Source organism: Sphingobacteriales bacterium (assembly GCA_016699615.1).
Classification (GTDB): Bacteria; Bacteroidota; Bacteroidia; order Chitinophagales; family JADIYW01; genus JADJSS01.
Genome location: CP064984.1, coordinates 510,655 through 536,176 on the forward strand (window position 1 = coordinate 510,655; position 25,522 = coordinate 536,176).

General features: G+C 31.1%; 26 protein-coding genes and 1 pseudogene. 6 read left to right on the top strand and 21 right to left on the bottom strand.

The window, feature by feature from the left end; all coding sequences use genetic code 11:
* Positions 1–72: 72 nt before the first annotated feature.
* Positions 73–681 carry an START domain-containing protein gene (locus IPK18_02505; protein QQR98422.1) on the bottom strand — a complete coding sequence of 203 codons (609 nt, stop codon included), beginning with the start codon at positions 679–681 and terminating at the stop codon, positions 73–75.
* 85 nt (positions 682–766) lie between these two features.
* Here IPK18_02505 and IPK18_02510 point away from each other — a divergent pair, with 85 nt between their 5' ends.
* Both IPK18_02510 and IPK18_02515 read left to right on the top strand, forming a co-directional pair.
* On the top strand, positions 767–1,690 hold the full coding sequence (locus IPK18_02510) for a PDZ domain-containing protein (protein ID QQR98423.1): 924 nt from the start codon (positions 767–769) through the stop codon (positions 1,688–1,690).
* 3 nt (positions 1,691–1,693) lie between these two features.
* Positions 1,694–2,647, top strand: coding sequence for a threonylcarbamoyl-AMP synthase (locus IPK18_02515; GenBank protein QQR98424.1), 954 nt, complete (start codon positions 1,694–1,696; stop codon positions 2,645–2,647).
* On the opposite strand, the gene IPK18_02520 is transcribed toward IPK18_02515, so the two are convergent.
* The 11 genes from IPK18_02520 to IPK18_02570 form a co-directional block, all read right to left on the bottom strand.
* A complete protein-coding gene (locus IPK18_02520; protein ID QQR98425.1) occupies positions 2,644–3,516 on the bottom strand; it encodes a hypothetical protein in 873 nt (290 codons plus the stop codon). The two genes, IPK18_02515 and IPK18_02520, sit on opposite strands and share 4 nt — an antisense overlap.
* Positions 3,517–3,673: 157 nt before the next feature.
* Complete coding sequence (locus IPK18_02525) at positions 3,674–4,537, bottom strand: type IX secretion system membrane protein PorP/SprF (GenBank protein ID QQR98426.1); 864 nt, start codon at positions 4,535–4,537, stop codon at positions 3,674–3,676.
* A complete protein-coding gene (locus IPK18_02530) occupies positions 4,534–5,214 on the bottom strand; it encodes a PorP/SprF family type IX secretion system membrane protein (protein ID QQR98427.1) in 681 nt (226 codons plus the stop codon). The genes IPK18_02525 and IPK18_02530 overlap by 4 nt, the downstream gene beginning before the upstream one ends.
* Before the next feature lie 37 nt (positions 5,215–5,251).
* Positions 5,252–6,481, bottom strand: a complete 1,230-nt coding sequence (locus IPK18_02535) for a T9SS type B sorting domain-containing protein (protein ID QQR98428.1) — start codon at positions 6,479–6,481, stop codon at positions 5,252–5,254.
* A complete protein-coding gene (locus IPK18_02540; GenBank protein ID QQR98429.1) occupies positions 6,468–8,447 on the bottom strand; it encodes a hypothetical protein in 1,980 nt (659 codons plus the stop codon). Before IPK18_02540 ends, IPK18_02535 begins: the two co-directional genes overlap by 14 nt.
* Complete coding sequence (locus IPK18_02545; protein QQR98430.1) at positions 8,425–8,934, bottom strand: hypothetical protein; 510 nt, start codon at positions 8,932–8,934, stop codon at positions 8,425–8,427. The genes IPK18_02540 and IPK18_02545 overlap by 23 nt, the downstream gene beginning before the upstream one ends.
* On the bottom strand, positions 8,912–9,793 hold the full coding sequence (locus IPK18_02550; protein ID QQR98431.1) for a hypothetical protein: 882 nt from the start codon (positions 9,791–9,793) through the stop codon (positions 8,912–8,914). The genes IPK18_02545 and IPK18_02550 overlap by 23 nt, the downstream gene beginning before the upstream one ends.
* 29 nt (positions 9,794–9,822) lie before the next feature.
* Positions 9,823–12,318, bottom strand: a complete 2,496-nt coding sequence (locus IPK18_02555) for a hypothetical protein (GenBank protein ID QQR98432.1) — start codon at positions 12,316–12,318, stop codon at positions 9,823–9,825.
* A gap of 23 nt (positions 12,319–12,341) precedes the next feature.
* Complete coding sequence (locus IPK18_02560) at positions 12,342–12,623, bottom strand: hypothetical protein (protein ID QQR98433.1); 282 nt, start codon at positions 12,621–12,623, stop codon at positions 12,342–12,344.
* A gap of 167 nt (positions 12,624–12,790) precedes the next feature.
* Positions 12,791–13,930 carry a carboxynorspermidine decarboxylase gene (gene nspC, locus IPK18_02565; GenBank protein ID QQR98434.1) on the bottom strand — a complete coding sequence of 380 codons (1,140 nt, stop codon included), beginning with the start codon at positions 13,928–13,930 and terminating at the stop codon, positions 12,791–12,793.
* 29 nt (positions 13,931–13,959) lie between these two features.
* On the bottom strand, positions 13,960–14,343 hold the full coding sequence (locus tag IPK18_02570) for a MerC domain-containing protein (GenBank protein QQR98435.1): 384 nt from the start codon (positions 14,341–14,343) through the stop codon (positions 13,960–13,962).
* A gap of 85 nt (positions 14,344–14,428) precedes the next feature.
* On the opposite strand from IPK18_02570, the gene IPK18_02575 reads away from it, so the two are divergent.
* Together IPK18_02575 and IPK18_02580 are read left to right on the top strand one after the other, a co-directional pair.
* The gene (locus IPK18_02575) at positions 14,429–14,842 is read left to right on the top strand and encodes a transcriptional repressor (GenBank protein ID QQR98436.1); all 414 of its coding nucleotides are present in this window, start codon (positions 14,429–14,431) and stop codon (positions 14,840–14,842) included.
* A 665-nt stretch (positions 14,843–15,507) separates the two neighbouring features.
* Positions 15,508–16,656, top strand: coding sequence for a serine hydrolase (locus IPK18_02580; protein ID QQR98437.1), 1,149 nt, complete (start codon positions 15,508–15,510; stop codon positions 16,654–16,656).
* A 4-nt stretch (positions 16,657–16,660) separates the two neighbouring features.
* Here IPK18_02580 and IPK18_02585 read toward each other — a convergent pair whose 3' ends face one another.
* From IPK18_02585 to IPK18_02595, 3 genes are all read right to left on the bottom strand, one after another.
* Positions 16,661–17,413 carry a TPM domain-containing protein gene (locus IPK18_02585; protein ID QQR98438.1) on the bottom strand — a complete coding sequence of 251 codons (753 nt, stop codon included), beginning with the start codon at positions 17,411–17,413 and terminating at the stop codon, positions 16,661–16,663.
* A 71-nt stretch (positions 17,414–17,484) separates the two neighbouring features.
* Entirely contained in the window at positions 17,485–17,931 is a 447-nt protein-coding gene (locus IPK18_02590) for a TPM domain-containing protein (GenBank protein QQR98439.1), read from the bottom strand.
* Positions 17,932–18,510 (bottom strand): LemA family protein, encoded by a 579-nt coding sequence (locus IPK18_02595; protein QQR98440.1) that lies wholly within the window; start codon positions 18,508–18,510, stop codon positions 17,932–17,934.
* Between the two features lie 79 nt (positions 18,511–18,589).
* Between IPK18_02595 and IPK18_02600 the strand changes: the two genes are divergently transcribed.
* Positions 18,590–18,970, top strand: a complete 381-nt coding sequence (locus tag IPK18_02600) for a DUF1232 domain-containing protein (protein QQR98441.1) — start codon at positions 18,590–18,592, stop codon at positions 18,968–18,970.
* A 5-nt stretch (positions 18,971–18,975) separates the two neighbouring features.
* Here IPK18_02600 and IPK18_02605 read toward each other — a convergent pair whose 3' ends face one another.
* Together IPK18_02605 and IPK18_02610 are read right to left on the bottom strand one after the other, a co-directional pair.
* Positions 18,976–19,635, bottom strand: a complete 660-nt coding sequence (locus tag IPK18_02605; GenBank protein ID QQR98442.1) for a response regulator transcription factor — start codon at positions 19,633–19,635, stop codon at positions 18,976–18,978.
* Positions 19,636–19,665: 30 nt separating this feature from the next.
* Positions 19,666–20,001, bottom strand: coding sequence for a hypothetical protein (locus IPK18_02610; protein QQR98443.1), 336 nt, complete (start codon positions 19,999–20,001; stop codon positions 19,666–19,668).
* A 162-nt stretch (positions 20,002–20,163) separates the two neighbouring features.
* Here IPK18_02610 and IPK18_02615 point away from each other — a divergent pair, with 162 nt between their 5' ends.
* Positions 20,164–21,057, top strand: coding sequence for a PorT family protein (locus tag IPK18_02615; protein ID QQR98444.1), 894 nt, complete (start codon positions 20,164–20,166; stop codon positions 21,055–21,057).
* 11 nt (positions 21,058–21,068) lie between these two features.
* Here the strand turns inward: IPK18_02615 and hemB are convergent.
* The 4 genes and pseudogenes from hemB to IPK18_02635 form a co-directional block, all read right to left on the bottom strand.
* Positions 21,069–22,074: pseudogene (gene hemB, locus IPK18_02620) on the bottom strand (porphobilinogen synthase).
* A 22-nt stretch (positions 22,075–22,096) separates the two neighbouring features.
* Positions 22,097–23,533: a cellulase family glycosylhydrolase gene (locus IPK18_02625; GenBank protein QQR98445.1), complete on the bottom strand. Its 1,437-nt coding sequence runs from the start codon at positions 23,531–23,533 to the stop codon at positions 22,097–22,099.
* Between the two features lie 54 nt (positions 23,534–23,587).
* On the bottom strand, positions 23,588–24,409 hold the full coding sequence (locus IPK18_02630) for a murein L,D-transpeptidase catalytic domain family protein (protein ID QQR98446.1): 822 nt from the start codon (positions 24,407–24,409) through the stop codon (positions 23,588–23,590).
* Between the two features lie 151 nt (positions 24,410–24,560).
* Complete coding sequence (locus IPK18_02635) at positions 24,561–25,469, bottom strand: glycosyltransferase family 2 protein (protein ID QQR98447.1); 909 nt, start codon at positions 25,467–25,469, stop codon at positions 24,561–24,563.
* Positions 25,470–25,522: the final 53 nt, after the last annotated feature.

Below are 25,522 nucleotides of genomic sequence, written 5' to 3' on the forward strand. Positions count from 1 at the left end.
GTTTTAAAATTTTATTTAAACTATAGTAGCATATGCCACATAGTTAATAATTTAGTTAGGAATAATATTAGATTAATTTCCTAATAAAGATTTAAGTGCACTCAACATTGTAAAAGGCGCATCAACAGATGCAATATTTGCCATACTTTCTGGCAATCCACCACCAGGAGAACTATATGCTTGGTGAGTAACTTCTACTGTTCCATTAGATTTTGGTGCAAATTTCCAATATCCTTTCATTTCTGGTACTCTTACAAAATCTGGTTTGTATGGTACTAAAGTTGGTGCCGCTTCTAAATATATTGTAACTGAACCATCTGGACTTGGTGGACTAAATTTAAAATGTGTAATTGCATCTCTGTTTTTTACTAATGGTGCTTCAAAAACCATGTATGTATAAAAATCATCATCATTACTTTTTTTAACTAATGATACAGAGCCTTTTTTACACTTATAAAATAATTTTTCGTGTGCTTTTACATTTTTAAATACAGCCAATAATTTATCTACTGAAGTTTGTACTATTGTTACACCTTTGTATTCTTTTAATTTTGATCCTTCTCTTTTCTTTGTCCAAACTTTAATGCCATCTTTTTCTTTCTCCAATTCCCAATTATTTTGTGCACTAGATATAATGTAAGTTGACATCATTAATGTTAAAATCAAAACTACTCTTTTCATGAATACAAAATTACAAACTTCGTGCCATTAATAAATGTATAAAAAGTTAAATTTTTTAGATATTTTTGTATAGAAAAAAGATTGAATGATAAGACTACTACAAATTTTATTTTTAACATTAACTGTAATATCTGCAAATGCACAAGGATATCTAGGTGTCGTTATTAGAGACTATGACCAAGATAATATATTAGGCGCTAGAATTATTAATATTTTAGATGATGGTGCTGCAAAACTAGCTGGATTAAAAGAAAATGATATTATTACAGAATTCAACCAAAAAAATATCAATAACAAAAACACCTTAGTTGATTTGCTTAAAAAATCATCTTGGGGCGATGCTGTAAAACTTAATATTATCAGGAATAGTGAAATTTTGTCAGTGGATTTAAATCTAGGCTATCAAAAAGACACTAAAACTTATCAGCTACACAAAACTCAAATTAAAGACGAGCAGCACTGGTTTTTTGAAGATGATAGCACAAATATTGTTTTAGACAAAAACGACCAAGCTATTTCAATTGAAAAAAAGAGAAGCAATTGTCTTTTAGATAAATGGTATGTAAATGAAGTATACAAAGAATCAGAACTTCCACAATGTTTTTTAGATTTGAATGATAAATTGTATGCAATAACAAGAATCAAACAAGACCAAGCAAGAAGAAATGTAAAGATTGACTACATCACATATATCAAAACATTAATTGAAAATGACAGTGATAAATCAATTAAAGTTGAACCTTTAAAAGAATTGAGTTTAGAAACATTCTCTATTTTCCCAAATCCAAATAATGGGCAATTTACTATAAAATTAGAATCTTCAGACTACTCACCTTTTAATGTAAATATTTTTGATGTAACAGGAAAAAAAGTCATTCAAGAATATGTTGGAACTTTTGAAGGAATGTATCTTAAACAATATGATTTTAGAACTTTAGCAAGAGGAACATACCTTATCCAAGTTATTCAAAATGAAAAAAGAATTGCTAAAAAAATTCTAATACAATAATAATTGGCAACTATTTCGGTTGATATCAATGAAGCTAAATCTTATTTAGAAAAAGGAGAAGCAATAGGTATTCCAACAGAAACAGTATATGGATTAGCTGCAAATGCACTTGACAAAAATGCTGTTGCAAAAATCTTTGAAATAAAAAACAGACCAACTTTTGATCCGCTTATTGTACATTGCGCTTCTATTGATGATATACAAAAGTACGTTATAGATTTCCCAACAGATTTGAGAAATCTTGCTAATAAATTTATGCCTGGTGCATTTACTATTTTACTACCAAAAAATAATTTAATTCCATCATTAGTTTGTGCTGGATTAGAAAGAGTGGCCTTTCGCGTACCAAACCATCCATTAACCATAAAATTATTACAATCACTTTCGTTTCCATTGGCAGCACCAAGTGCAAATCCATTTGGATATATTAGTCCAACAACTGCGTACCATGTAGAAAAACAATTAGGCAATAAAATACCTTATATTTTAGATGGAGGCAAATGTGATATAGGTATTGAATCTACTATAGTTGGAATAGAAAATAACCAGATTACAGTACACAGATTGGGTGGACTTTCTATCGATGAATTGGAAAAAGAAATTGGCACAATTGAATACAATATTAATTATTCATCCAATCCAATTGCACCTGGACAAATTAAAAGTCATTATGCACCAAAGAAAGCATTTTATGTAGGAAATATTGACGATTTAATCAAACTACAAACTGATAAAAAAATTGGACTATTAAATTTTAATAATAAAATATATAACAATATAGAATTTGAATTAAACTTATCTAAAAATGGCAATTTCAATGAAGCAGCTACAAATCTATTCGATTATATGAGAATTTTAGACGAAAGTGATGTAGATGTTATCATTGCAGATTATGTACCAAATATTGGACTTGGCAAGGCAATTAACGACAGATTAAAACGAGCTTGTACGGTTTAATTTCTATCTTCAACAGCCTTTTTAAATTTATCTCTAACAGATTTTGCATCAACTGTTCTATTCATCACAACTTCATTATCTATAATTAATTTTACAAAATATTTATCGTGTGTGTACACTTCAAAGTCAAATTTATAAGCAATTTTCTCATTCTTTTTTGGAAGAAAATTAGTTTGATTAAATAATTCTCTGACTAAAATTCCAGTTGTATCAAACATAGCAACTTGAATATGATGTGGCGATTGCATACCAAATTGAAAATAACCACTTAGCGTTTCTTTTGGCGTTGGCGGAACATAATAATTATATCTATAATCATTTAATTCTTCCATACTATTAATTTTTAATCCAGCATTATCTGCCAAAAATTTTCTTAGATTTTTTTGTTCAATAGTATCAGCACCATAAACATTAGATAAGGAATTTCGTTTTACTAATGTCCAAACAGCGCCTTGCCCACAAGATGTAAAATACTTTTGTTTAGAAATGTAATTTGCTAGTTTCACCAAAGTATCATTATTATTCTTTTTTGCAGTGTAAATAGATGCATCACTTCCTGCTCTGTCCCAAGGTTCTGTACACATAGCTTTTAGTAAGATAGATTTTGATTCTTTTGGCAAAAGCTTAGCATAAATATCTTCTACAGCAATTAAAGTTTGTTCTGCTTGATCTTTTGGATAAAATAAAGTACCTGCAGGTATGGATACGTTTAGTGCATTAAATGTATTGTTTTGGATTGTCATTTCCATTGGCTCATGATAATGCGTACTCTTATCATTTCCAGTTGTACTAACATTTACCTTAGCTTGCTGAATTGCTGTTAAGATATCTAGTTTAGAATTAATATCAGAATTGTTGCTAAAAAGCAATAACAACAATATGCAAAAAAGTGAACTGTATTTCATAATATTTTCTATTTAATTTGATAAACGAAATCCTTTAAATTTTATTTATTTACAAAAAATGCCTTCCAAAATGGAAGGCATTAAAATTTCTAGCGTTTAATAATTATTACACAAAATAATATTATTCACCTGATAAATAAATATCAACTCTTCTATTTTTTGCTCTATCAGCTTCTGCATTTTGGCTATCAGTTACCCAGCTGTTTTCACCATATGGTAATAATAAAATTCTTTGAGAGATTCCAACACCTTCTAAATATTTTTTGATAGCATCACATCTTTTTGCAGATAATGCTTGGTTATACTCTGTATTACCTTCAGCAGAAGCATTTCCTGCTAAATAGATAAAGTAGTTACCTTTCATATCTGCTAATTTTGCTTTAAATGCATCTAAGCTTGCTTTAGCTTCATCAGTTAAAATATCTTTGTCATATTCATAATAGATAGAACCAAATTTTTTGAACACAATATTGTCTAATCTTTCACTTATTTTCTGAATATCTTTCTCATTTGAATTTAATTTCTCAAACGCTTCTTTAGTAGCCTGATCAACTTTGTTTATTTTATTACCTAATTCATCAACTTTTTGTGCAACTTCATTTGCTTTTGCTCCAGCTTCATCAGCTTTTTGATTTACTTTAGCTAACTCATCATCAGTTTTTTGTTTGTTTTTATCGTACTCGTTTTTATCCACTTTTCTAAACAAGTTAAACTGTAAAGTAACTTCATGTGTGTATCCAAAATTGCTTCTAACATCTTTCATTGGCATTTCGAAAGTGTAGAAAATATTTGCTCTTTCTTTAATTCCAACTCCAGCAGTTACATGGAACCCAGCAGCATTTGGCTTAAAGAAACCACCAACACTACCACCAGTTCTATAACCACCACCTAACCAAATTAATTGTTTATATGCCATCATTAAATTGATATCGATTTGTGGGTCAATAGTTTTATATTTTCTAAACAAAACTGATGGTGTGATCATCCATGTTTTTTATCTTTCCCACCAAATCTTGCTTCATAACTTGCATGTACTATATATTCTCTTTCATAATGAAATTTAGGCACATCGCCATCTGCACCATTACTTCTAAATTTAGCTTTACCATTTAAAACCTGTGGTACAGAGAAGCCTACGTTTAAACCTTTCCAATGATAATTGATACCTAATGTTAAGTCAAAATTCGTAGTTCTAGAATTTACTCCAACTAAAGCTGGATCTATTGAAATTGCATCTGTAGTAGTTGCATCTAAAAAGTTAAATTTCTGAGAAATAATACCTGCTTGAATACCAATGTTTAAACTATGAGTCTTGTCTTTTTTAAATGGTAATCTATAGTTATATGCAACTCCAGCCATTGTATTCATGATTAAGTTATTCACTCTGTCATGAGTTAAAGTTAAACCTAAAGCCATATTACCATCTTTTATTCTTGAATCCCAAGTTGCATTTCCTGTAATTGGACCATAAGGTATTCTATCCCATTGTTTTCTAAAGCCTAGGTTAATAACACCGCCATTTTCATTATCGTCTGCACGAGCTGGATTATATAAAAAAGGATTTACTGTATAATTATTATAAACTGGTAACTGTTGTGCATCTGCAAATTGACTTACAATATTCAGTGCCAAAAGTGCTATAAGATATTTTATTGATTTCATGATATGTTATTTTCTATTTTATTAATTTTTGTAATGCTTATCTTTTAATCGTTAAAGTACCTTTATAAACTATACCACTTGATAATTCTATTGCATACCAATATGCCCCATCAGGCAACTGTTTATCTTTGTATGTACCTGTCCAGTTTTGACCATAATTAGAAGTAGACATCACTAAAGCACCACCTCTTGCATATACATTAATCACATAAGTTTCATCTAAATTCTCAAGATATTTGATATACCATACATCATTAATTCCATCACCATTTGGTGTAATTAAATCAGGAATACCTAAGTTAGATGTGTTAGCTAAAACAGTAATTACAACATCATCGTCATCTGAACAACCTGTTGCAGCATCCCAAACAGTCAATGTTTTAGTTACATTACCAACAGCACTCGAAATAAATACTGGATTTGGAATATTTGTTGTACTTAGATATTCTCCTGTTGACCATAAATAAGTTGCACCTCCTGAACCATTTAATACCAATGGTTTGTCTTGATAAGTCGTATCGTCTTGTCCTGCATCTGCTACTGGATTTGCATACACTACAACTTCTGTAGAAACTGGTGCTGAATTACAATCATTATCACCAGAACCATCTAATGTAACTACTAATGTATATGCACCTGAGTTTGCAGTTGTTACATTTTCTATAACTGGATTTCTAACATTTGAAGTAAATCCGTTTGGTCCAGTCCAAGAATATGATGCTCCAAATACATTAGTAGCATCTAATTGAATATCATTGCCTTCACATTTTGGACCATTATTAAGAGAGATAATATTATCTGGATATTTATTTACTACTACCCAAACAGAAGTAACATCTGACTTACATCCATTATTGTCTGTAATTGTTAATGTATAAGCGCCTTGGTTATCTGCTTCATTTACATCTTGTATCGTTACAGATGATGTATTATTTGTATATCCATTTGGTCCTGTCCATACATATGTTTGAACTGTTGACGTTGTACTCGATGTAATATTTAATGTTTGATGTTCACATAATGGTGAATTATCATCTACAGATACTACTGGTTTTGCATTTACAACTAATGTAGTTGTTGCAGTTGACGACCAACATCCATCTTTATAAATACTTACACTATAATCTCCTGCTGCTGCAGTTGTTATATTTGTAATGTTATTTGTTTGTAATGATGATGTAAATCCATTTGGTCCAGACCAAGCATAGATAGCTCCAGCTACTGTGCTTGCACTAACTACTGCATTTGTACCTTCACAAACTACCATTATTACTTGCAGTCGGTGCTTGGATACCTGGATTTATATCAACTTGTACACTACTAGACATTGAGGTACAGCCTGTAACATTATCTGTTATTGTTAATGTATATATACCTTGATGAGTAGCTTTTACAGCAGATGCTATTTGTGGGTTCTGAACATTAGATGTGTAACCGTTTGGTCCAGTCCAATTATAAGTAACATTTCCTGTAGCCGTAGTTGTTAAATTAATACTAGCACCTTCACAAACTGGTGAATTTGAATTTACAACTGGTTTTGCTGGTAATGGATTAACCACTACAGTTGCCATTTCTGAAGAACTTTTACATGTACCATTAGAAGATACAGCGTAATAATTTTTCGTTGTTGTTAATCCTGGAATTACTAATGTATTTCCTGTACCTACTGCATTTAATAAAGTTGCATCTGAATACCAAGTTATTGGATCATTTGATGTAGCAGTTAATGTTGCCACTTCACCAACACAAATTGTATCATTAATAGTTGTTACATCAGCTGCAGCTGGAAGTACATTTACAATAAATGTAGCAGGAATACTAGTACAAAAAATATCTCCATATTCAATAATGTAGTAATTATAATATCCAGAATTACCAAGTGCTGGTATTTCTACCTCAGTAACGCCTGAAATATCATTTATTGTTGCCTCTCCAACATTTCTTCCATCATAATCGTATATTACTACATTACCTATGAAATCATAATTTGCTATTCTTACAGTAACTGGTTCGCCTACACATGTTGGGTCTGCTTCAGCTGTGACTACTTGAGTTGGCTGTACTACTTCAATAAAGAATGATCCAACCTCACTATTACAACCTGTCTCTAAATTAACTACTTCATAATAGAAAGTTCTACTTTGATATAATAAGTAATCATCAATTACTGCAAAATCAAATATATTATCTGCAAAATCAATATAACTTGCATCAGTCATATTTATATCTGAATAAACATATACTACTTCATCATCTGATAAGTTACTTACATCAAAATATGCTTCTGTTTCTTCACCTGGACATGCTGGATAGAAAAATTGTCCTAAGTAATCAACTAGTTGTGGTTTTTCATATACTTCAATTGTAACAGGTCTTGATGCTGTACTTTCACAATCACCATTTTTACATGTAGCATAATATGATGCACCATCAATTGGATTATTCAATACTAGACTCACTCCTATTGATACTAATTCATCATTAGAATTATACCATCTAGCTTCGTTTCCACCACAATTTGCAGTTAAAGTAATACTTTCTCCTTCACATACTGGTTGATTCCCTGTGATTTGGGGTGCTACTGGTGTTGGCAATACTGTTACTAATACTTCAATAACATCACTAACACAATCTCCATTTTCATTTCTTAAATAATAAGTTGTATTCGTATTTAATATTGGTGTTGTATATGTAGTTCCTGTTGTTAATGCAGGAATATATAATGCTGGATTATCGTACCAAACTGTATTTGAATTTCCTCCTGTTAATATTACACTAGTTCCAGAACATATAGAAGTTCCTTGTACTATTGGTGCATCTACATTTTCTGTAACATTTATTGTAACTGAACCAAATAAGCTTGGACAATTTGAATTTGTTTCATCTCTTGCATAGAAAGTAGTTGTTGATAATATTTCTGGAGTAGTGAATGTTGCTCCTGTTCCTACTTGTGTTATTCCTGCATCACTATACCATACTGTATTTGCTCCAGCACTTGAAGTTAGCTCTGATGTTTGACCAGTGCATATTTCAGTTGGATCTGCAGTTAATATTGGTGCAGAAGCTGGAGTTATAACGCTTATTAATACAGTAGTTGCATCACTCTCACATCCGTCTACTGTTTGTGTAACATAATATGTGGCATTGCTTGTTAATACTGGTGTATTTAACATTGCTCCTTCTTGTATTGCATTTTCTAACACTGCATCATTATACCATGTAAAAAGCTGCATTTGCTATTCCTGTTGCTGTAATACTTGCACTTTGACCGCTACATACTGTAGTTCCACTTGCTGATGGTGTTGCTACTGTTGTAACATTTACTACAAAATCATCAAGTTCACTTTGACATGTGCTTCCTTCATTTCTTGCGTAATATGTTGCAGTTGCTTGTACATTGGTCAATGTCAATGTAGCTCCTGTTCCTACTTGTGTTATTCCCGCATCACTATACCATACTGTTCCTGAGTTGCCTCCTGTTATCGTTACATCTCCATTTTTACATACTGTAACATTTTCAATCTCTGGTGTAGGTAATACATTTGATACTTGTACTGTTACACTTGATAATGCGCTACAGCCAATTGTTGTATCTTGTGCATAATATGTTGTTGTACTTGTTGGCATTACGTCTATACTTCCGCCTGTACCTATTCTCGTTTGTCCTGCATCGCTATACCATATTGTCGCTTCACTGTTAGATGTTAATGTTCTTTGCATCTTCATTACAGATAACTGTTGGATCTGCACTTACTATTGGTGCATTACCACTTGGTGTTACTGTTATTACAACTTCTGTTGCATCACTCTCACATCCGTCTACTGTTTGTGTAACATAATATGTGGTATTGCTTGTTAATACTGGTGTATTTAACATTGCTCCTTCTTGAATCGAATTCTCTAATGCTACATCATTATACCATGTAAAAGCTGCATTTGCTATTCCTGTTGCTGTAATACTTGCACTTTGACCGCTACATACTGTAGTCCCACTTGCTGATGGTGTTGCTACTGTTGTAACATTTACTACAAAATCATCAAGTTCACTTTGACATGTGCTTCCTTCATTTCTTGCATAATATGTTGCTGTAGCTTGTACATTGGTCAATGTCAATGTAGCTCCTGTTCCTACTTGTGTTATTCCCGCATCACTATACCATACTGTTCCTGAGTTGCCTCCTGTTATGCTTAGATCTCCACCTTTACATACTGTAACATTTTCAATCTCTGGTGTAGGTAATACATTTGATACTTGTACTGTTACACTTGATAATGCGCTACAGCCAATTGTTGTATCTTGTGCATAATATGTTGTTGTACTTGTTGGCATTACGTCTATACTTCCGCCTGTACCTATTCTCGTTTGTCCTGCATCGCTATACCATATTGTCGCTTCACTGTTAGATGTTAATGTTGCTGCATCTTCATTACAGATAACTGTTGGATCTGCACTTACTATTGGTGCATTACCACTTGGTGTTACTGTTATTACAACTTCTGTTGCATCACTCTCACATCCGTCTACTGTTTGTGTAACATAATATGTGGTATTGCTTGTTAATACTGGTGTATTTAACATTGCTCCTTCTTGAATCGAATTCTCTAATGCTACATCATTATACCATGTAAAAAAGTCGCATTTGCTATTCCTGTTGCTGTAATACTTGCACTTTGACCGCTACATACTGTAGTCCCACTTGCTGATGGTGTTGCTACTGTTGTAACATTTACTACAAAATCATCAAGTTCACTTTGACATGTGCTTCCTTCATTTCTTGCATAATATGTTGCTGTAGCTTGTACATTGGTCAATGTCAATGTAGCTCCTGTTCCTACTTGTGTTATTCCCGCATCACTATACCATACTGTTCCTGAGTTGCCTCCTGTTATGCTTACATCTCCACCTTTACATACTGTAACATTTTCAACCTCTGGTGCTGGTAATATTTCTGATATTTTTACTGTAACACTTGATAAGGCACTACAACCTATTGCGGTATCTTGTGCATAATATGTTGTTGTATTTGTTGGCATTACATCTATACTTCCGCCTGTACCTATCCTAGTTTGTCCTGCATCACTATACCATATTGTCGCTTCACTATTTGATGTCAGTGTTGATGCATCTCCAAAACAAATAGCTGCTGGATCTGCACTTATTACTGGGGCACTACTTGAAGGAATAATTGTTACATTAAAAGAACTAGCTGGACTTACACAGCCTAGAACAGTTTGAGTAACATAATATGTTTTATCTTCTGTTAAAATTGGTGTAATTAATACTGAACCAACTTGAACTGCATTTTCTAAAGCTGCATCATCATACCAAGTTACGATTGCTCCTGGCTCTGTATTATCTAAAGAAATACTTGAACTTAATCCATTACAAACTTCCACATCACTTGCTTCTGGTGCTGGTGGAATTGGATTTACATTAACAGTAACTGAATCATATGCTGTACCACAACTACTTGGAACTTGTAAATAATATTTAGTAGTTGTTGTTAATGCTGTTGTTTGGTATGTAGAACCAATATGTAATGTATCTGTTAGTGCTGCATCTAAGTACCATTCTGTAGTTGCTGTACCACCAGACAATAAAATTGAATCACCTGCGCAGATTGTTTCGTCTAATACATTTGCTACATCTGGTGCTGGAGCGACATCTATTGTAATTGCTGCTAAAATACCTGGGCATGAAGCACTAGATGTATCAGCTGCATAAAATGTAGTTGTAAATGCTAAGTTTCCTGTAGAAACAGATGTTCCACTACCTAATCTGCTAGTTCTAGAATCATCTCTATAGAAAACTGTAGAAAGTACATTAGAGTTTAACATTGTACTTTGACCAGCACATATACTTTGATCGTCTGCAGTGATTATTGGCGCAGCTGGTGCAGGTAAGGCTGTAAGATTTACTCTTGTAGCTCTACTAATACAACCATCTATTTGTTGATTAACCCAAAAAGACGTATCTGAATTAATGGTAGGAGAATAAGTAACGCCTGTATTAACTAAATTTGTTAATGCTGCATCAGAAAACCATCTGATAGTTGAAGCAACTGGAGCATTTGCGGTTAAAGTAGTTTGGCTTCCAGTACAAACATCTAAATCACCATTTATTGTTGGTGCTGCTGTATCTGAAATTACAGTCCATATATATTGTGTCCAAGCACTTGCATCGCAACCATTTGTACATGCTTGAACTCTTAGTCTAATTCTATTATCTGTACCTGTAGAAGTTATAGCAGGAATTGTAGTTTGAGGAATTGCAGGCAACCATGTTCCTCCTCCATTTGTACTGTATTGATATTCAAAAGGACAAGATTTTCCTGGGTTAGTGCCATATTGTGGTGTAGTTAAAGTTAAATTTGTACCTAAACATACACTTGCAGAATTTGGCGATTTGCTTGCACTTGGTGGATTTGGATCTGCCACTACATCTATCTGAATAACATTTGAGAAAATTTCCTTATTAATTGCTGCACCTAATAAATCACCAGTACAGAATTCTATTTTTCTTCTAAATCTATAAGTGCCTGGTGTGAGTAATACTCCAGGATCGTATGTAAGTCCACCTGCACCGCCAATATCTCCCCAAATAAATAATGGCCCTTGAGCTGATTGCCATTGAATATTTTCAATTACAGCTGTACTTGGAATTGGGTCTCTAGGATTAACTGTGCTATTAATTACAGCAGGATTGCCACCAGCACATATTGTTGCATCTGACGCTGTTGATAAGGCAATAGCACCTCCACTATTGGCATCCGTAATTGAATTTGCATTCCAAGACCATTTCCATTGCCATCTTGTTAAAAATCTTTCCGTTGTAGCATCACCAGAACATTCTCTAAATGTTACTTGGTTTGATGAAAACTCACATGGAACTATAGATGTAACAGTATTTGTTCCACTAAGAGTTGATGGATCAAAAGCATTACCATCACCATCACCATCACCGCAAGTAGCATCGTCACCATCTATACCTAAAAAAACATCATCTTCTTCATAGCCTCTCATTGATAAATCAATAGTAGAACCAAATGCAATATTATTGGCAATGTAATTTGGTGCTCCTAATCCCCCTGTAAGTGGTGCCATAGGTGTACCACAAGCTACATCATTTAGCTATCTACAATTGGTGTAAGGTTAGAATACGTTTGTGACCAAGTACCTGTTCCGCTATGTTTTACACGAAAAAATATTCTTGGATCTGGTTGAGAACAACCAATACCGAGTACACAACCATCGTTATTGCCACAATTGGAGTTTCCAACACCTTCCATATAAAACTCTACCACTTTTACTTCTAGGTTAATGGTTTGGGCATGTGCTTGTTGTAGCAATAATAATGCTAGCATCATGCTAAAGATTTTTAATAATTTTGTTTTTGTTTGACGTATCATATAATCAATTTTTTACGTTATAATAGTATTAAGCACAATATAGATTAACTTAATATTATGCAAATATTGCGAAAATTGTTAAGAAATGTAAATTTAATTTTATAAAGATATGAACAAAAACTAGGTGGTTATCCACAAATTAATGTGCAAAAGAGTGTAATTATGTGTTATGAAAGTCTATTTTTATAATCTTGAAACCCAAATTGATTGATTATTTGATATTGATCATCTTTCCATATTCCGATATCTGGCAAATTAATACCATTAAAAGTAGTTGTTTTAACCATTGTATAATGAATCATATCTAAAAATATAATTTTTTGACCAACATGCAAGGCGTCATTAAAATACCAATCGCCCATAACATCTCCTGCTAAGCAACTTAACCCGCCCATCCTGTATTTGTGTTTTGGTTGTTTTACGCTACCGTAAATTTTGGGTTGGTAGGGCATTTCTAAACAATCTGGCATATGGCATGTAAAAGATACATCTAACATAGCTGTTTTTATATTACCATTTTCTACTATGTCTAAAATTGTTGCCACTAAATATCCTGTTTCCCAACCAATAGCACTGCCTGGCTCTAGAATAATTTCTTTGATATTTGGATATTTTTGCTTAAAATTTTGGATTACATTTATGCCATATTCAACATTATAGTTTTCGTTTGTAATAAGATGACCGCCGCCAAAATTTAGCCATTCTGCTTGTTGAATTTGATGATGATATAATTTTGAAAATGAGGTTAAAACATTTTCTAATGTGTTTGCATCATTTTCGCACATAGCATGAAAATGTAAGCCTGTGATACCTTTTGGTAAATTTTTAGGCAATAAACTAGCTTCTATACCTAATCTAGAATTGGGTGATGCTGGATTGTATAGCTCTGTTTGAATTTCGCTGTAGCCAGGATTTACTCTTAAACCGCATTTTACGCCATTAGGAATATTATTTTTATACCTTTCCCATTCTGACATTGAGTTAAAAGTAAGGTGCGATGATATTTTTGATATTTCTTGGAAATCTTTTGGAATATAGACTGCACAATAAGTGTGTGGTTTTGTTTTCATTTCTTCGTACACTAATTTTGCTTCGTGTAAAGAGCTTGCTGTGGCACCAGATAAATATTTTTTTAATAATGGAAAAGTTGCATGAAATGCATAACCTTTGAGTGCACAAATAATAGAAATACCTGCTTGCTTCTGAAAATATTGTAATTTTTCTAAATTCTGAATTAACAAATCTTCTTGTAATACAAAAGCTGGCGATGTGATTTTATCAACATCTATTTTAATTTCTTTTGGCATGTACAAATATAATAAAAAAGAAAATAATTTTAGTTTCTACTTAATTTTAAGTTGTAAATTTGAGCAAATGCACACATAATAGCACCAAAAATATTAATACTTTGTTGTATAGTATTATGCATATCAAATGCAAAATGTAAAATGGTTGATGTTGTTAAAAAACCAATGCCTAATACAAATAAATATGCTGGAATTTTGTTTTGATGGTGATATTTGTACCCATGCAAAATTGAATTTGTACCTAAGATAATGGTAGAAAAAACAATTAAGATTTCTACCCAATGATATTGCTCAAAATATACAGAAAGAAACGGTAGAAATACAACAACAAATGGCATCATTAAACAATGTATAGCACATGCTATAGACAAAAATATGCTTAATTTATTTGCTTGATGTTTGTGGTTATGCATGATTGTTGTATATTTACTTATGCTAAAATGTTTATGAAACTGAGTTGCAAATATACGTTTTAAAATGCATCAAATATGTTAAAAAATGGAAAATTTTGAAAAAAAATTAAAAGCGCATCATTTAAGAATTACGCCAATAAGAGTAGAACTACTTTCCTATTTTAGCAAAATAAAAAGAGCTATTTCGCACACGGAAATAGAAGCACATTATAATCATCAGTTTGATAGAGTTACGATATATAGAACATTAAATTCATTTATAGAAAATGGTATCATACATAAAGTTTCTGACAATAGTAATATAGCAAAATTTGCATTGTGTAATCATGATGCATGTGAGCATACACACGAAGATAATCATGTTCATTTTAAATGCTTGAAATGTGAACAGATTGAGTGTTTGCATCAGCTTGTAGTGCCACAATTTAAGTTGCCAAAAAATTATACAATTTCTACTGCAAATTTATTGATTGAAGGAACATGTGCCAATTGTGCGTAATATTTTAGTTTTATCCAAATGTCAAACATTACAAGAAATAATAAAGAAAAAATTTTTGAAGGAAAGATAGAACGTCGTTATAAAAACTACACTCTTTTGATGATTTTTTGTTTGGCATCAATTGGTTTATTATTCTTAAGTTTAAGTCTTTCATATTTTTTTAATGTGCGAACAAATAGACAAGCAAATCTGAATTTTCCAATATTGATATATGTAAATACAATTGTAATAATTTTTTCTAGTATTGCATTAGTGTTTCAAGAAAAATATTTTGCTCATAATATTTTCAAAAAATATATAATAACAAATATTATATTTTATATACTCGTATTCTTATTTATAACATTACAAATTACTATATGGTTTACTTTATCTAACAATGGTTTTAACTTTAAACATAATAGTTCTGCGTTTTTATTTTTAATATCTGGTTTTCATGTATTGCATTTGTTAGGTGGCATTATTTTTCTATCTTATTTTACGAAAAATCATTGGCATAATTTACACAATAACATTACTGCTCTTGTTTTTTTACTAATAAAACTGCTTATTTTCAATTAAAATTATTTGCCTATTATTGGCATTTTCTGACGCTTGTTTGGATATATTTATTTTTCTTTTTTCTAATTGTCAAATAATATAATTAGATTAGTAAAAAAAATGATATGAAAAGATTATTTAAGCTAATTCTAACTATTGCAGTAATTTATGTTTTAGCATTATTTTTTGCACCAAAGTTTGTGAGCAATGGATTAAAATATTGGTTTTCTAATGTAGATGATTATAAAAAATTCACAAACAATACAATTGAAAAATCGAGTACTCCAATAGCTTGGCAAAAAGCAGAAAACTACAATAAAAAAGAACTTGATAAAGCTACTGAACAATATATGAACGAACGAAAAACTTGTGCGTTTTTAGTAATTCAGAATGGAAAAATATTGACAGAAAAATATTATGATGACTATAACGAAAATACTATCTCTGCTTCATTTTCTGTAGCAAAAACTGTAAATGCAATGTTGGTTGGAAAACTAATTGAGCAAGGAAAAATACAATCTTTGGATGATGACGTAAAAAAATACATTCCTGAATTAACGCAGATTCCTGATGGGAAATTAAAAATTAGAGACATTATAACGATGAGTGGAAGTATTGATTGGAAAGAATCATATTGGAATATATTTTCATTGACAGCAGAATCATACTATGGTGAAGACTTAAATAAAATGATGAGCAAATTGAAACTTAAAAGCAATGAAAAACCTGGAACTATTTGGGAATACCAAAGTTGTTGTACACAAATGCTTGGTTACATTATAAAGAAAGCAAGTGGCAAAACTATAGCAGCATATACACATGAAGTACTTTGGCAACCATTGGGCATGGAAAATGATGCACTTTGGAGTACTGATAAAAAAGATGGTATAGAAAAATCATTTTGTTGTATTAATGCAACAGCAAGAGATTATGCAAAGCTTGGCTATTTTATGTTGAATAAAGGAAAAGTAGATTCAACACAAATCATAAACGAAGCATGGATAAATGCGATGACACAACCTGCTACGCACTTAAAAACTGCTGATGGTAGAATTTGTGATTGGTATGGCTATCAAACATGGATTATTAATCATGAAAATATGCAAATTCCATATTTTCGTGGTGTGCATGGACAGTTAATTTATGTTGTAAAAGAAAAGAATGCTGTAATTGTAAGATTGGGTAAAAAAATAGAGAAGAAAAACATTGATGCTCATGAGCAAAATGATGATATCAAAGCATATTTAAAATTTGGATTAGATATGTTGGAATAGATATTTACCATCTTCCGCTGGCACCACCACCACCAAAACTGCCTCCACCAAAACCTCCGAAGCCACCGCCACCTGAACTTCCGCCCCAAGATGAGCCACCACTCCAACCTGAGCCAGAACCTGAAGTCCATGTCCAGCCACCACTTCCGCCAGTGTAGTTTCCGCCACCACCATTTGTTTTTGATGATATAAATATAATAAAAATCAATATTATAATAAAAATTATTATAAATGTAGTAAAATCACCATTGTTAGAATTTAATTCATCATTCTGATAGGTACCTTGTAACATTGCTATTAAGTCTGATGTTGCAATATCAACACCAGTAAAATATTCACCTTGTTTAAAGTATGGTATCATTACATTGTCTATCAGTCTTTTTGCGTCTGTGTCTGTGATATAGCTTTCAATACCATAACCTAATTCTATACTTATTGCACGTTCTTCTTTCGATATTAAAACTAATATTCCATTGTTTTTTCCTTTTTGACCTATGCCCCATTTTCTTCCTAATCTTAATGCATAGTCGTCTTCTGCATATCCACTCAATGTTTCTACTGTTACTACAACAATCTGAGTTGATGTAGAATCATCATAAGCAACTAATTTTTGTTCTAACTTATAGACATCATAGTCATTAAACATATGTGCAAAATCATTGACAAGTTTTGGAGGATTTGGTCTTTCAGGAATATTTTTATCATCACTAAAATCTTCTTGTGCTTGTATTGATATTGAAAGAATAAGCATTAACATTGTAAAAAAAACTTTTACAATATTGCGCTCATAATTAATATTTAATTTTATTATATTCAATTATTTATTATTTATCCAAAAGATATATCATCTGATAACTCGTTATCATTTTTAAGCTCATTTATTGGAAAATATTGGTGTAGTGTTTGTCCTATTTTTTCAATAACATGTATGATTCCTGCTTCAAATTCTTGTTTACTGAAATAACCATTCATTTCAGCAGCAATGGTATCCCAAAATTGTTGATGTACAATTTGATTGATTGCTGTATCGCCAACAATGTAATAGGTTTTATCTTTGACTGCAATGTATAACAAAACACCATTATTGTACACTGTTTTATCCATTTTTAATTCATAAAAAACTCTTGTTGCATCATCCAAAATATTTTCAGTTTTTGTATGTGCATCTATTCTAATTCTAATTTCGCCAGTAGTATTTTTTTCTGCTATTTGTATAGCTTTTGTAATACGTTGCTGCGCATCTTTAGAAAGAAAATCTTTTACAGAATTGCTCATTTAGAATTGAACTTTAGGTGCTTTTTCTGCTCCAGGATCAGCTTTAAACATTTCTTTTTCTTTAAACTTAAATAGCATTGCTGTGATATTTGTAGGAAAAGAACGTATTGTTGTGTTGTATTGTTTTACTGCACTATTATAATCTCTTCGTGCAATATTTATTCTATTTTCTGTTCTGTTCAGTTCATTCATCAACTCAGCATATTGTGCAGTAGTTTTTAATTCAGGATATTTTTCTATCGTTACTAATAATCTTGAAAGTGCGCCACTCATTTGTGATTGAGCTTCCTGAAATTTTGCCATATTTTCTGGTGTAATATCATCTGCATTTAGTTGTACTGATGTTGCTTTTGATCTTGCATTGATTACTTCTGTTAGCGTTTCTTTCTCAAACTTTCCACTGCCTTTAATCGTTTCTACTAAATTACCAATTAAATCTAAACGTCTTTGATAGGCTGCTTCTACATTAGACCATGCTTCTTTTGTGCTTTCATCTAAACCAATAATGCTATTGTAAGAGCAACCAGATAGCATAGTGCTTGCCAATGCTATTATTAAAATTTGGAATATTTTTTTCATTTGTTGTAATTTTATGTGCTAATATAAATATTTTATCTTCTGATAAAGAATTAATTGTATAAAAAGTATATTTTGTGGTATGAATACTATAATCGACAAATTGATTAAAGAAGCTGAAAGTATTATTGCATCTGATGGAAAAATCTCGCAACTAATAGATGCTTTTTTTCTAAAATTGGGTGAAACTTCTGAGAAATTTTATTTATTACAAGATAATCTTATTGCTCTTGGAAGAATGTTAAAAGCATGGTTTGATGGTGAGTATAAAAATATTTCTACAACATCAATTATTGCTGTTGTAGCTGCAATGGTTTATTTTGTAAATCCTTTAGATTTAATTCCTGATTTTATTCCAATTATAGGACAAATTGATGACATGCTTATACTTGGCTATCTCATAAAAATATTAAACAAAGAGATAGAAAAATTTATGGCATGGGAGCAAGAAAGAGCTGTGTAAATAAATTAAACTAATCCTTTCTTGTAAGCTATTTTCAATAATGCTGCGGTGTTATTCACATTGAATTTTGATAACATATTTTTTCTATGTGTTTCAACTGTATTTTTACTAATGAATAATTTATTAGCAATATCTTGACTAGTTAATCCAAGTGCAATTAGTTGTAATACTTCCAATTCTCTTTGAGTAATTTGACTAACTAAATGGTCATATTGCTTGTCATCTTCATGTTCATCAACAGAAGATACTGCATTAATTAATTGTTCTTGTGCAATGCTATCTAAGAATGACTTATTATTGTACACATGTTGAATGGCATTTAATAAATCATCTTTAGAAATATTTTTAAGCACATATCCTTTTGCACCAATTTCAATACATTCTTTAATAAATCTTGGTTCGCTGTGCATTGTCAGCATTAAAATCTTAATATCTGGATGAGTAATTCTCAATTGTTTTGTTGCTTCGATACCATCCATTTCTGGCATATTGATATCCATAAGTACAACATTTATATTCTTAATATTATTTATTTTCTCTAATGCTTCTTTTCCATTATGCGCTGTACCAGCAATATGGATCATATCTTCATCTTCCAACAAAGAAACAATACCATCTAAAAATATTTGATGGTCATCAACAATAAAAACATTAATCATACTCATGTAGTTTTTTGTGCAAAGTTATGAAATATATTATAGGTATTTAAGAAAACTCCAAAAATTCCTGTTTTTTAAATATTCTAAATCATTTTCATTGACATAGGCTTCTCTCTCAAAAGAAATATTCTCATATGCCTTGTAAAATTTTTTATATTTAATTAGTTTAATCATAAATTCTATGATATACCAAGAATAGAAAAATACAATTATCAATTCAGCTTGCTGTCTAATGTGTATTTTCTCATGATTGATGAATACTTTATTCTCTTTAATTGTATTATTTGCTACAATAATAAATGGGAAAAGTGAGATGCCACCAATATATTTTGGCGTAAAATATTTTATAAAAAATTGACTCACTATAAGCATCTATATCTGAAATTACTAAAAAAGTATCTAACTAAAACATTCAAATTAATCATCTATTCTGTAGCTAGATATTATTTTTTATAAAAATATGCATTTCACATACAATGTTTTACATTTTTTTGTATTTTTACGGATATATTTAATTAAAAATAACTTTTTAACATGAAAAAAATACTATACTTAGTTTTATTTTTTGCTGTTATCGATGCACATGCAAAAATCACTTACAGTATCGGAATAAAAGGTGGTCCTGTGTTTGGTAGATTTAAAAACTACAGCTTAGAAGGCTCAAAAAAATCAAGTCTTGGTGGACAGTTTTCGTCTAGAATTGGTGGTGGTGGTGGAATCAATGGTAGAATTTGGTTCAACAAATTCATAGGTATTGATTTAGGTGTAGAATTTAATATGGGTGGAAATATCCAAAAAGCACAACAACAAATGCCAACTGGATTTAGAGAAAGAATTTTAACACATAAAATAAACTATATAACAATACCATTGGTAGCTCACTTAGGTTGGGGAAATGATAGATTAAGAGTTTATGGTACAGCAGGTGGATATTATGCATTGCCAGTACATGGTAGAGAAAATTATGATGAATATATAAATAAAAATCTAGTTACGTCTACTTCATATAAAAAAGACATTGATTTTGATAATGAATTTACTAAAAATGACATTGGAATAAGATTTGGTGCTGGTATTGAAGCATATGTTAGTAAAAATAAAAGACATGGTGTTACTTTTGATGCTACTTATGATTGGGGTTTAACAAAAGTGTACAGAGATGTAATTGACGATTTAGATGATAAAACAAAATTCACTAACTCAAGAACAAATATACAAGTAGGATACATTTATAGATTTGGTGTAGATGAAAAGAAAACTGCATCTACAAAAACAAAAACTGAAAAAGCAAAAACTGAAAAGGTAAAAGAAGAGAAAAAAGCTAAAGAGCCTAAACCTGAAAAAGTGAAAGAAGAAAAGGTAAAGGAAGAATCTAAAGCAAAAGAGAAAAAAGTAAAAGAAACTAAAGAAAAAATAATGACTGAATAGTAATTAGTCTACTAGATATTAAAGGCATAACTTAGGTTATGCCTTTTTGTTTTGTATAATGTTGCAAAATCTTTTGCTGCATAAGTAATAATAATATCTGCACCTGCTCGTTTAATACTTAATAAAGTTTCTTCCATACTTTTCTCATAGTTTAGCCAACCATTTCTTGATGCAGCATGCAACATAGCATACTCACCACTTACATGATAGGCAACTATTGGTAAATAGAAATTTTGTTTTAATACATGAATTACATCTAAGTAATTGATTGCTGGTTTTACCATCAAATAATCAGCACCTTCTTGTTCATCTAATGTGGCTTCACGCATAGCTTCTATTTTATTTGCTGGATTCATTTGATATGTTTTCTTATCGCCACTTTTTGGTGCAGAAGCTAATGCATCTCTGAATGGCCCATAAAATGCACTTGCATATTTTACAGCATATGACATAATTCCAACATTAATATATCCTGCATCATCTAATGCTTTTCTAATAGATGCTACTCTACCATCCATCATATCTGATGGACCAACAATATCAATACCTGCTTTTGCTTGTGCAACAGCCATTTTTTCTAAGATTGGCACTGTAATTTCATTATCTATTTCGCCTTTTTCATTTACGTAGCCATCATGACCATCAGAACTGTATGGATCCATAGCAACATCACTAATCAGACATACATTATTAAATTTAGCTTTAATTTCGCAATTGCTCTTAAATAAAAACAATCTGCTTGATAGCTATATGTTGCATATTTATCTTTTAATGTTTCTTCAAAACTGGAAATAAGATAAATGATTCGATGCCTAATTCAAGACAATTTTCTATTTCCAGCAATACATTATCTAAACTTAGTTGAAATGTATTTGGCAATGATTTTATTTCATTTTTTATATTACTACCATCTATAATGAATAATGGATACACCAATTGCTGTGGTAACAAATGTGTTTCTTGAACTAAATTTCTAATTGCTTGAGATTGTCTGTTTCTTCTTGGACGTTGTAACATGTAGCAAAGTTACAAAAAGCATTTATTTTTTTTCTATTGTTATCGTTACTTCAGTTGCAATAATTTCATTAACATCAATATTTATTGTCTGGGTTACTTCATCTTTAGTGATAATATATTTGTCTGTTCCATTGACTTGAACATTATATCCTGATGGATAGAAACGATTTGGAACAAATATTTCTGTTGGTTTGTTAATCGTTGGATTTGAAGAATAAGTCATCGTAAAAACTTTTGTTGAATTATCAAAGTTTAATGATATAATTTTGCCTGCAATTGCTTTTGGATATGTTCTTACTAAGTATTGTAAAATTGCTGTTTCAGTGCCATCGTCATTTAATGGACTCCAACCACCTCTGTCATTGCTCCAATATGTCCAATGCCATTGATTTCTATCTGACATATTCATAAAATCAGTTAGATACACATCAAATTCTGCATTATTTGGCGATAACCCAAACTCGCCAGTAACTAATGGAATGTTATTATTTTTTTGTGTTACATCTTTTTTTCGTTCACGTTCCCAATCTATCAGATTTTTTTTAGATGATGCTGAATAACCTAAACCTTCGTGTGTGTCGTATGGATAGCAATGTGGTGCATATACTAATTTTGATGGTGTTCTGGTATCTATAATTGCTGGCAAATTGCTTGGTGCTCCGAATGTAACTGGTGCTGGTGTTGGCTCAAAAAATAGATATTTATTTTGATCTATTGCTCTTATTTTTGGTATTAGTCTATTATAAAAATCGTATAGTTGTTTCCTTTCAAATTCGCCTGTAATAAATACTTTTAAAAGATCTCCGCCCCAAGGTTCGTTCATCAAATCGTAGCCAATTACATATGGGTTATCCTTAAATCTTTCTGCCACTTTTTGCCATGCTAAAGCATAATGGTCTTGTAAGTCTTTATGGTTTGTATAACTCCAAAAGTTAATCCAACTATTCACCACAGCTGGATCTATATTTTTTAACCACCAAGGTGTTTCAGCACCTAAGTCTATTGGTTCTTTGCCATTTGGTCTGATTGCCCAATCTGGTGCACCATCGCCACCAAATTTTAGTGCATACAAATCTTGATGCATGTCTAACATAACATACATTTTTCTATTGGTGTACCACTCAACTCTTTCTTGAATTCTATCTAAATAGGCTTCGCTAAAAACATCTTTTTCTGGTTCTATATTATCCCAAAAAATTAAATAACGAACAAAATTAAAACCAAATTCTTTTGCTTCTCTATCTACATCACTTTCAGCAATCCAAGGATTTCTTTGTGGTTCTGATTTGGCAGAACTTGATGTATTCAATCCATGTAATATTAATTGTCGTCCGTATTGGTCTTGTATAATACTTGGATCTTCTTCATATTTTGCAACTGTACGTTGTCCGTTATTTTCCTTTTTACAAGAAATGGATAAAAATATGATTGATACTATGAGTAACTTAAGTTTATACATTAGAAGAATTTATCTACTAAGATAATAAACTTCGGTATAAGTAATAGAAAATAATTAATTAGAATTAGTGAGTAAGCTATTTAATGCTAATTCGTCGTACGATTTATTAATATTTGAGCTTTGTTTGTATTGTGCATTTGGGTGATAGATAAAGAAGCATGAACCACCTTTGATTGTTTGGATTATTTTTTCGTATTTATCAAATGGTAAAGCAGGACAACCTTGGCTTCTGCCTAATCTTCCGTGTGCTTGAATAAAATCAAAGCTTACATAGTCTGCTGCATGGATAACAACGCCTCTTTCTCTTGCATTTGAATTTATTCCTGATTCTTGACCATCTAATTTTAAAGAATAGCCTTTTGAACCATCATAAGTTTCGCTTGCGACATACGCACCTAAGCTGCTTTGGTATGATTGATTGTTGTTTGAGAAATATTGTGCATAGTTTTCGCCACTATTTTTTCCATGTGCACACAAACTTTTTTGAATTAATTTTCTATTTTTTAAATCGATTACAAATAAACGCTCTGTGGTTGATGGTTTTGAAAAATCTACAATAGTGATGATATTTGGTTTTGAGATTTTATTGGATTCTAACAAATAATTGTAGCTATTTAATGTCATTTTAATTGCCTCTGGAGAAATGTACTTAAATTGTTGTATTAATGAATTTAGCGCATTTTCTTCAACTGGAATTGAATCTATTTTTTCTTCTGACTTAATCTCTTCAATATCAAATAAAAATTCTTGATTGGCTGAGATATCTATGGTTCTATTATTTAAAGTAGCGTTGTCAAAGTTATTTCCGAATGATGTAAATGTATTTAATGGAAACAACACAATTGACCAAACTAATGCAAACGATCTTACTTTCATTTTTTGACTTGGGTTTTATTCTTCTATAACGTTAAGTAATGTTTTTAAAGTGCCTAAAAATAAGCCAAAAGTCTTAGGCATCCTAAAAAACAGTGAGAAAAAACCCTAATTTTTTGTTAATCGATGTTTTTTTATAAAGTAATTAACAAAATTACATCATCAATCCTTTGAAATATGACTGATTTACGAGTTTAAATGTCTTGAAATTTAGATGATATTTTCCACTAAAGAAGAAACGTGCATTAAACCTAAAAAATAAAAAAATGATGAGTATGTATGATGACAACAGTTTTTGTTTTTTTAGATAGTAAATATGATTTCTGATATTTAACTTGATATGAAAATCGCTGAACTTAAATTTTGTAGGCGAACCATCGCGCATTTTTGATAAGCCACCTACTTTGTGAAAAAACTGTGCGTTGGGAAAATATAATAATTTGTGTTTTTTCTGCTTATAAATTCTATAGAAGAAATCTGTATCATCAAAATAAGCGAAATATTTTTCATCCATGTAGCCAATGTCATCAATCACTTCTTTTTTCATTAATACACATGCTGTTGGTGCGTAGTCTACAGTTTCAATATTGTTGTATTGTCCTTTATCTTCTTCGTGTATGCCTCTGTGATAGTTTAGATATCCATCTTTTTTGTGCAAAATTGTGCCTGCCCACCATATCATTGTAGTTTCTGGATGATACATCATTTTTGGTGCAATCATACTTGCATTCAGCAACTCCATGTTGTAGACCAATTTTTCGAATAGCGTATGTTCAAATTCTACATCATTATTTAATAGCATGATATAATCACATGCATCAGCTAATGCTTGTTTAATTCCTTGGTTGTTTCCTGCAGCAACGCCAACATTTTTGTTATTCTTTATAATTTTACAATTAAAATTATGTGGAATATCTATCATAGCTAGAGTTGCATCTGCAGAAATATTATCAATTACATATAATGTGAAATTTTTATACGTTTGATTGGAAACGCTTTGCAAAAATCCTGGTAAAACTTTTTCACTATTGTAAGTAATGGTAACAACTCCGATTTTTTTCATCTCAATTACAAAGATAGAATAATTTTAGAATTGAAAAATCGAACATCAAATTT

Coding starts and splice junctions, on each gene's coding strand:
- IPK18_02505 (QQR98422.1), bottom strand. CDS start 681: ATGAAAAGAGTAGTTTTGATTTTAACATTAATGATGTCAACTTACATT.
- IPK18_02510 (QQR98423.1), top strand. CDS start 767: ATGATAAGACTACTACAAATTTTATTTTTAACATTAACTGTAATATCT.
- IPK18_02525 (QQR98426.1), bottom strand. CDS start 4,537: ATGATCACACCATCAGTTTTGTTTAGAAAATATAAAACTATTGACCCA.
- IPK18_02530 (QQR98427.1), bottom strand. CDS start 5,214: ATGAAATCAATAAAATATCTTATAGCACTTTTGGCACTGAATATTGTA.
- IPK18_02535 (QQR98428.1), bottom strand. CDS start 6,481: ATGGTAGTTTGTGAAGGTACAAATGCAGTAGTTAGTGCAAGCACAGTA.
- IPK18_02540 (QQR98429.1), bottom strand. CDS start 8,447: ATGCAGCTTTTTACATGGTATAATGATGCAGTGTTAGAAAATGCAATA.
- IPK18_02545 (QQR98430.1), bottom strand. CDS start 8,934: ATGCAAAGAACATTAACATCTAACAGTGAAGCGACAATATGGTATAGC.
- IPK18_02550 (QQR98431.1), bottom strand. CDS start 9,793: ATGTTAAATACACCAGTATTAACAAGCAATACCACATATTATGTTACA.
- IPK18_02555 (QQR98432.1), bottom strand. CDS start 12,318: ATGGCACCACTTACAGGGGGATTAGGAGCACCAAATTACATTGCCAAT.
- IPK18_02560 (QQR98433.1), bottom strand. CDS start 12,623: ATGATACGTCAAACAAAAACAAAATTATTAAAAATCTTTAGCATGATG.
- nspC (QQR98434.1), bottom strand. CDS start 13,930: ATGCCAAAAGAAATTAAAATAGATGTTGATAAAATCACATCGCCAGCT.
- IPK18_02570 (QQR98435.1), bottom strand. CDS start 14,343: ATGCATAACCACAAACATCAAGCAAATAAATTAAGCATATTTTTGTCT.
- IPK18_02575 (QQR98436.1), top strand. CDS start 14,429: ATGGAAAATTTTGAAAAAAAATTAAAAGCGCATCATTTAAGAATTACG.
- IPK18_02580 (QQR98437.1), top strand. CDS start 15,508: ATGAAAAGATTATTTAAGCTAATTCTAACTATTGCAGTAATTTATGTT.
- IPK18_02585 (QQR98438.1), bottom strand. CDS start 17,413: ATGTTAATGCTTATTCTTTCAATATCAATACAAGCACAAGAAGATTTT.
- IPK18_02590 (QQR98439.1), bottom strand. CDS start 17,931: ATGAGCAATTCTGTAAAAGATTTTCTTTCTAAAGATGCGCAGCAACGT.
- IPK18_02595 (QQR98440.1), bottom strand. CDS start 18,510: ATGAAAAAAATATTCCAAATTTTAATAATAGCATTGGCAAGCACTATG.
- IPK18_02600 (QQR98441.1), top strand. CDS start 18,590: ATGAATACTATAATCGACAAATTGATTAAAGAAGCTGAAAGTATTATT.
- IPK18_02605 (QQR98442.1), bottom strand. CDS start 19,635: ATGAGTATGATTAATGTTTTTATTGTTGATGACCATCAAATATTTTTA.
- IPK18_02610 (QQR98443.1), bottom strand. CDS start 20,001: ATGCTTATAGTGAGTCAATTTTTTATAAAATATTTTACGCCAAAATAT.
- IPK18_02615 (QQR98444.1), top strand. CDS start 20,164: ATGAAAAAAATACTATACTTAGTTTTATTTTTTGCTGTTATCGATGCA.
- IPK18_02625 (QQR98445.1), bottom strand. CDS start 23,533: ATGTATAAACTTAAGTTACTCATAGTATCAATCATATTTTTATCCATT.
- IPK18_02630 (QQR98446.1), bottom strand. CDS start 24,409: ATGAAAGTAAGATCGTTTGCATTAGTTTGGTCAATTGTGTTGTTTCCA.
- IPK18_02635 (QQR98447.1), bottom strand. CDS start 25,469: ATGAAAAAAATCGGAGTTGTTACCATTACTTACAATAGTGAAAAAGTT.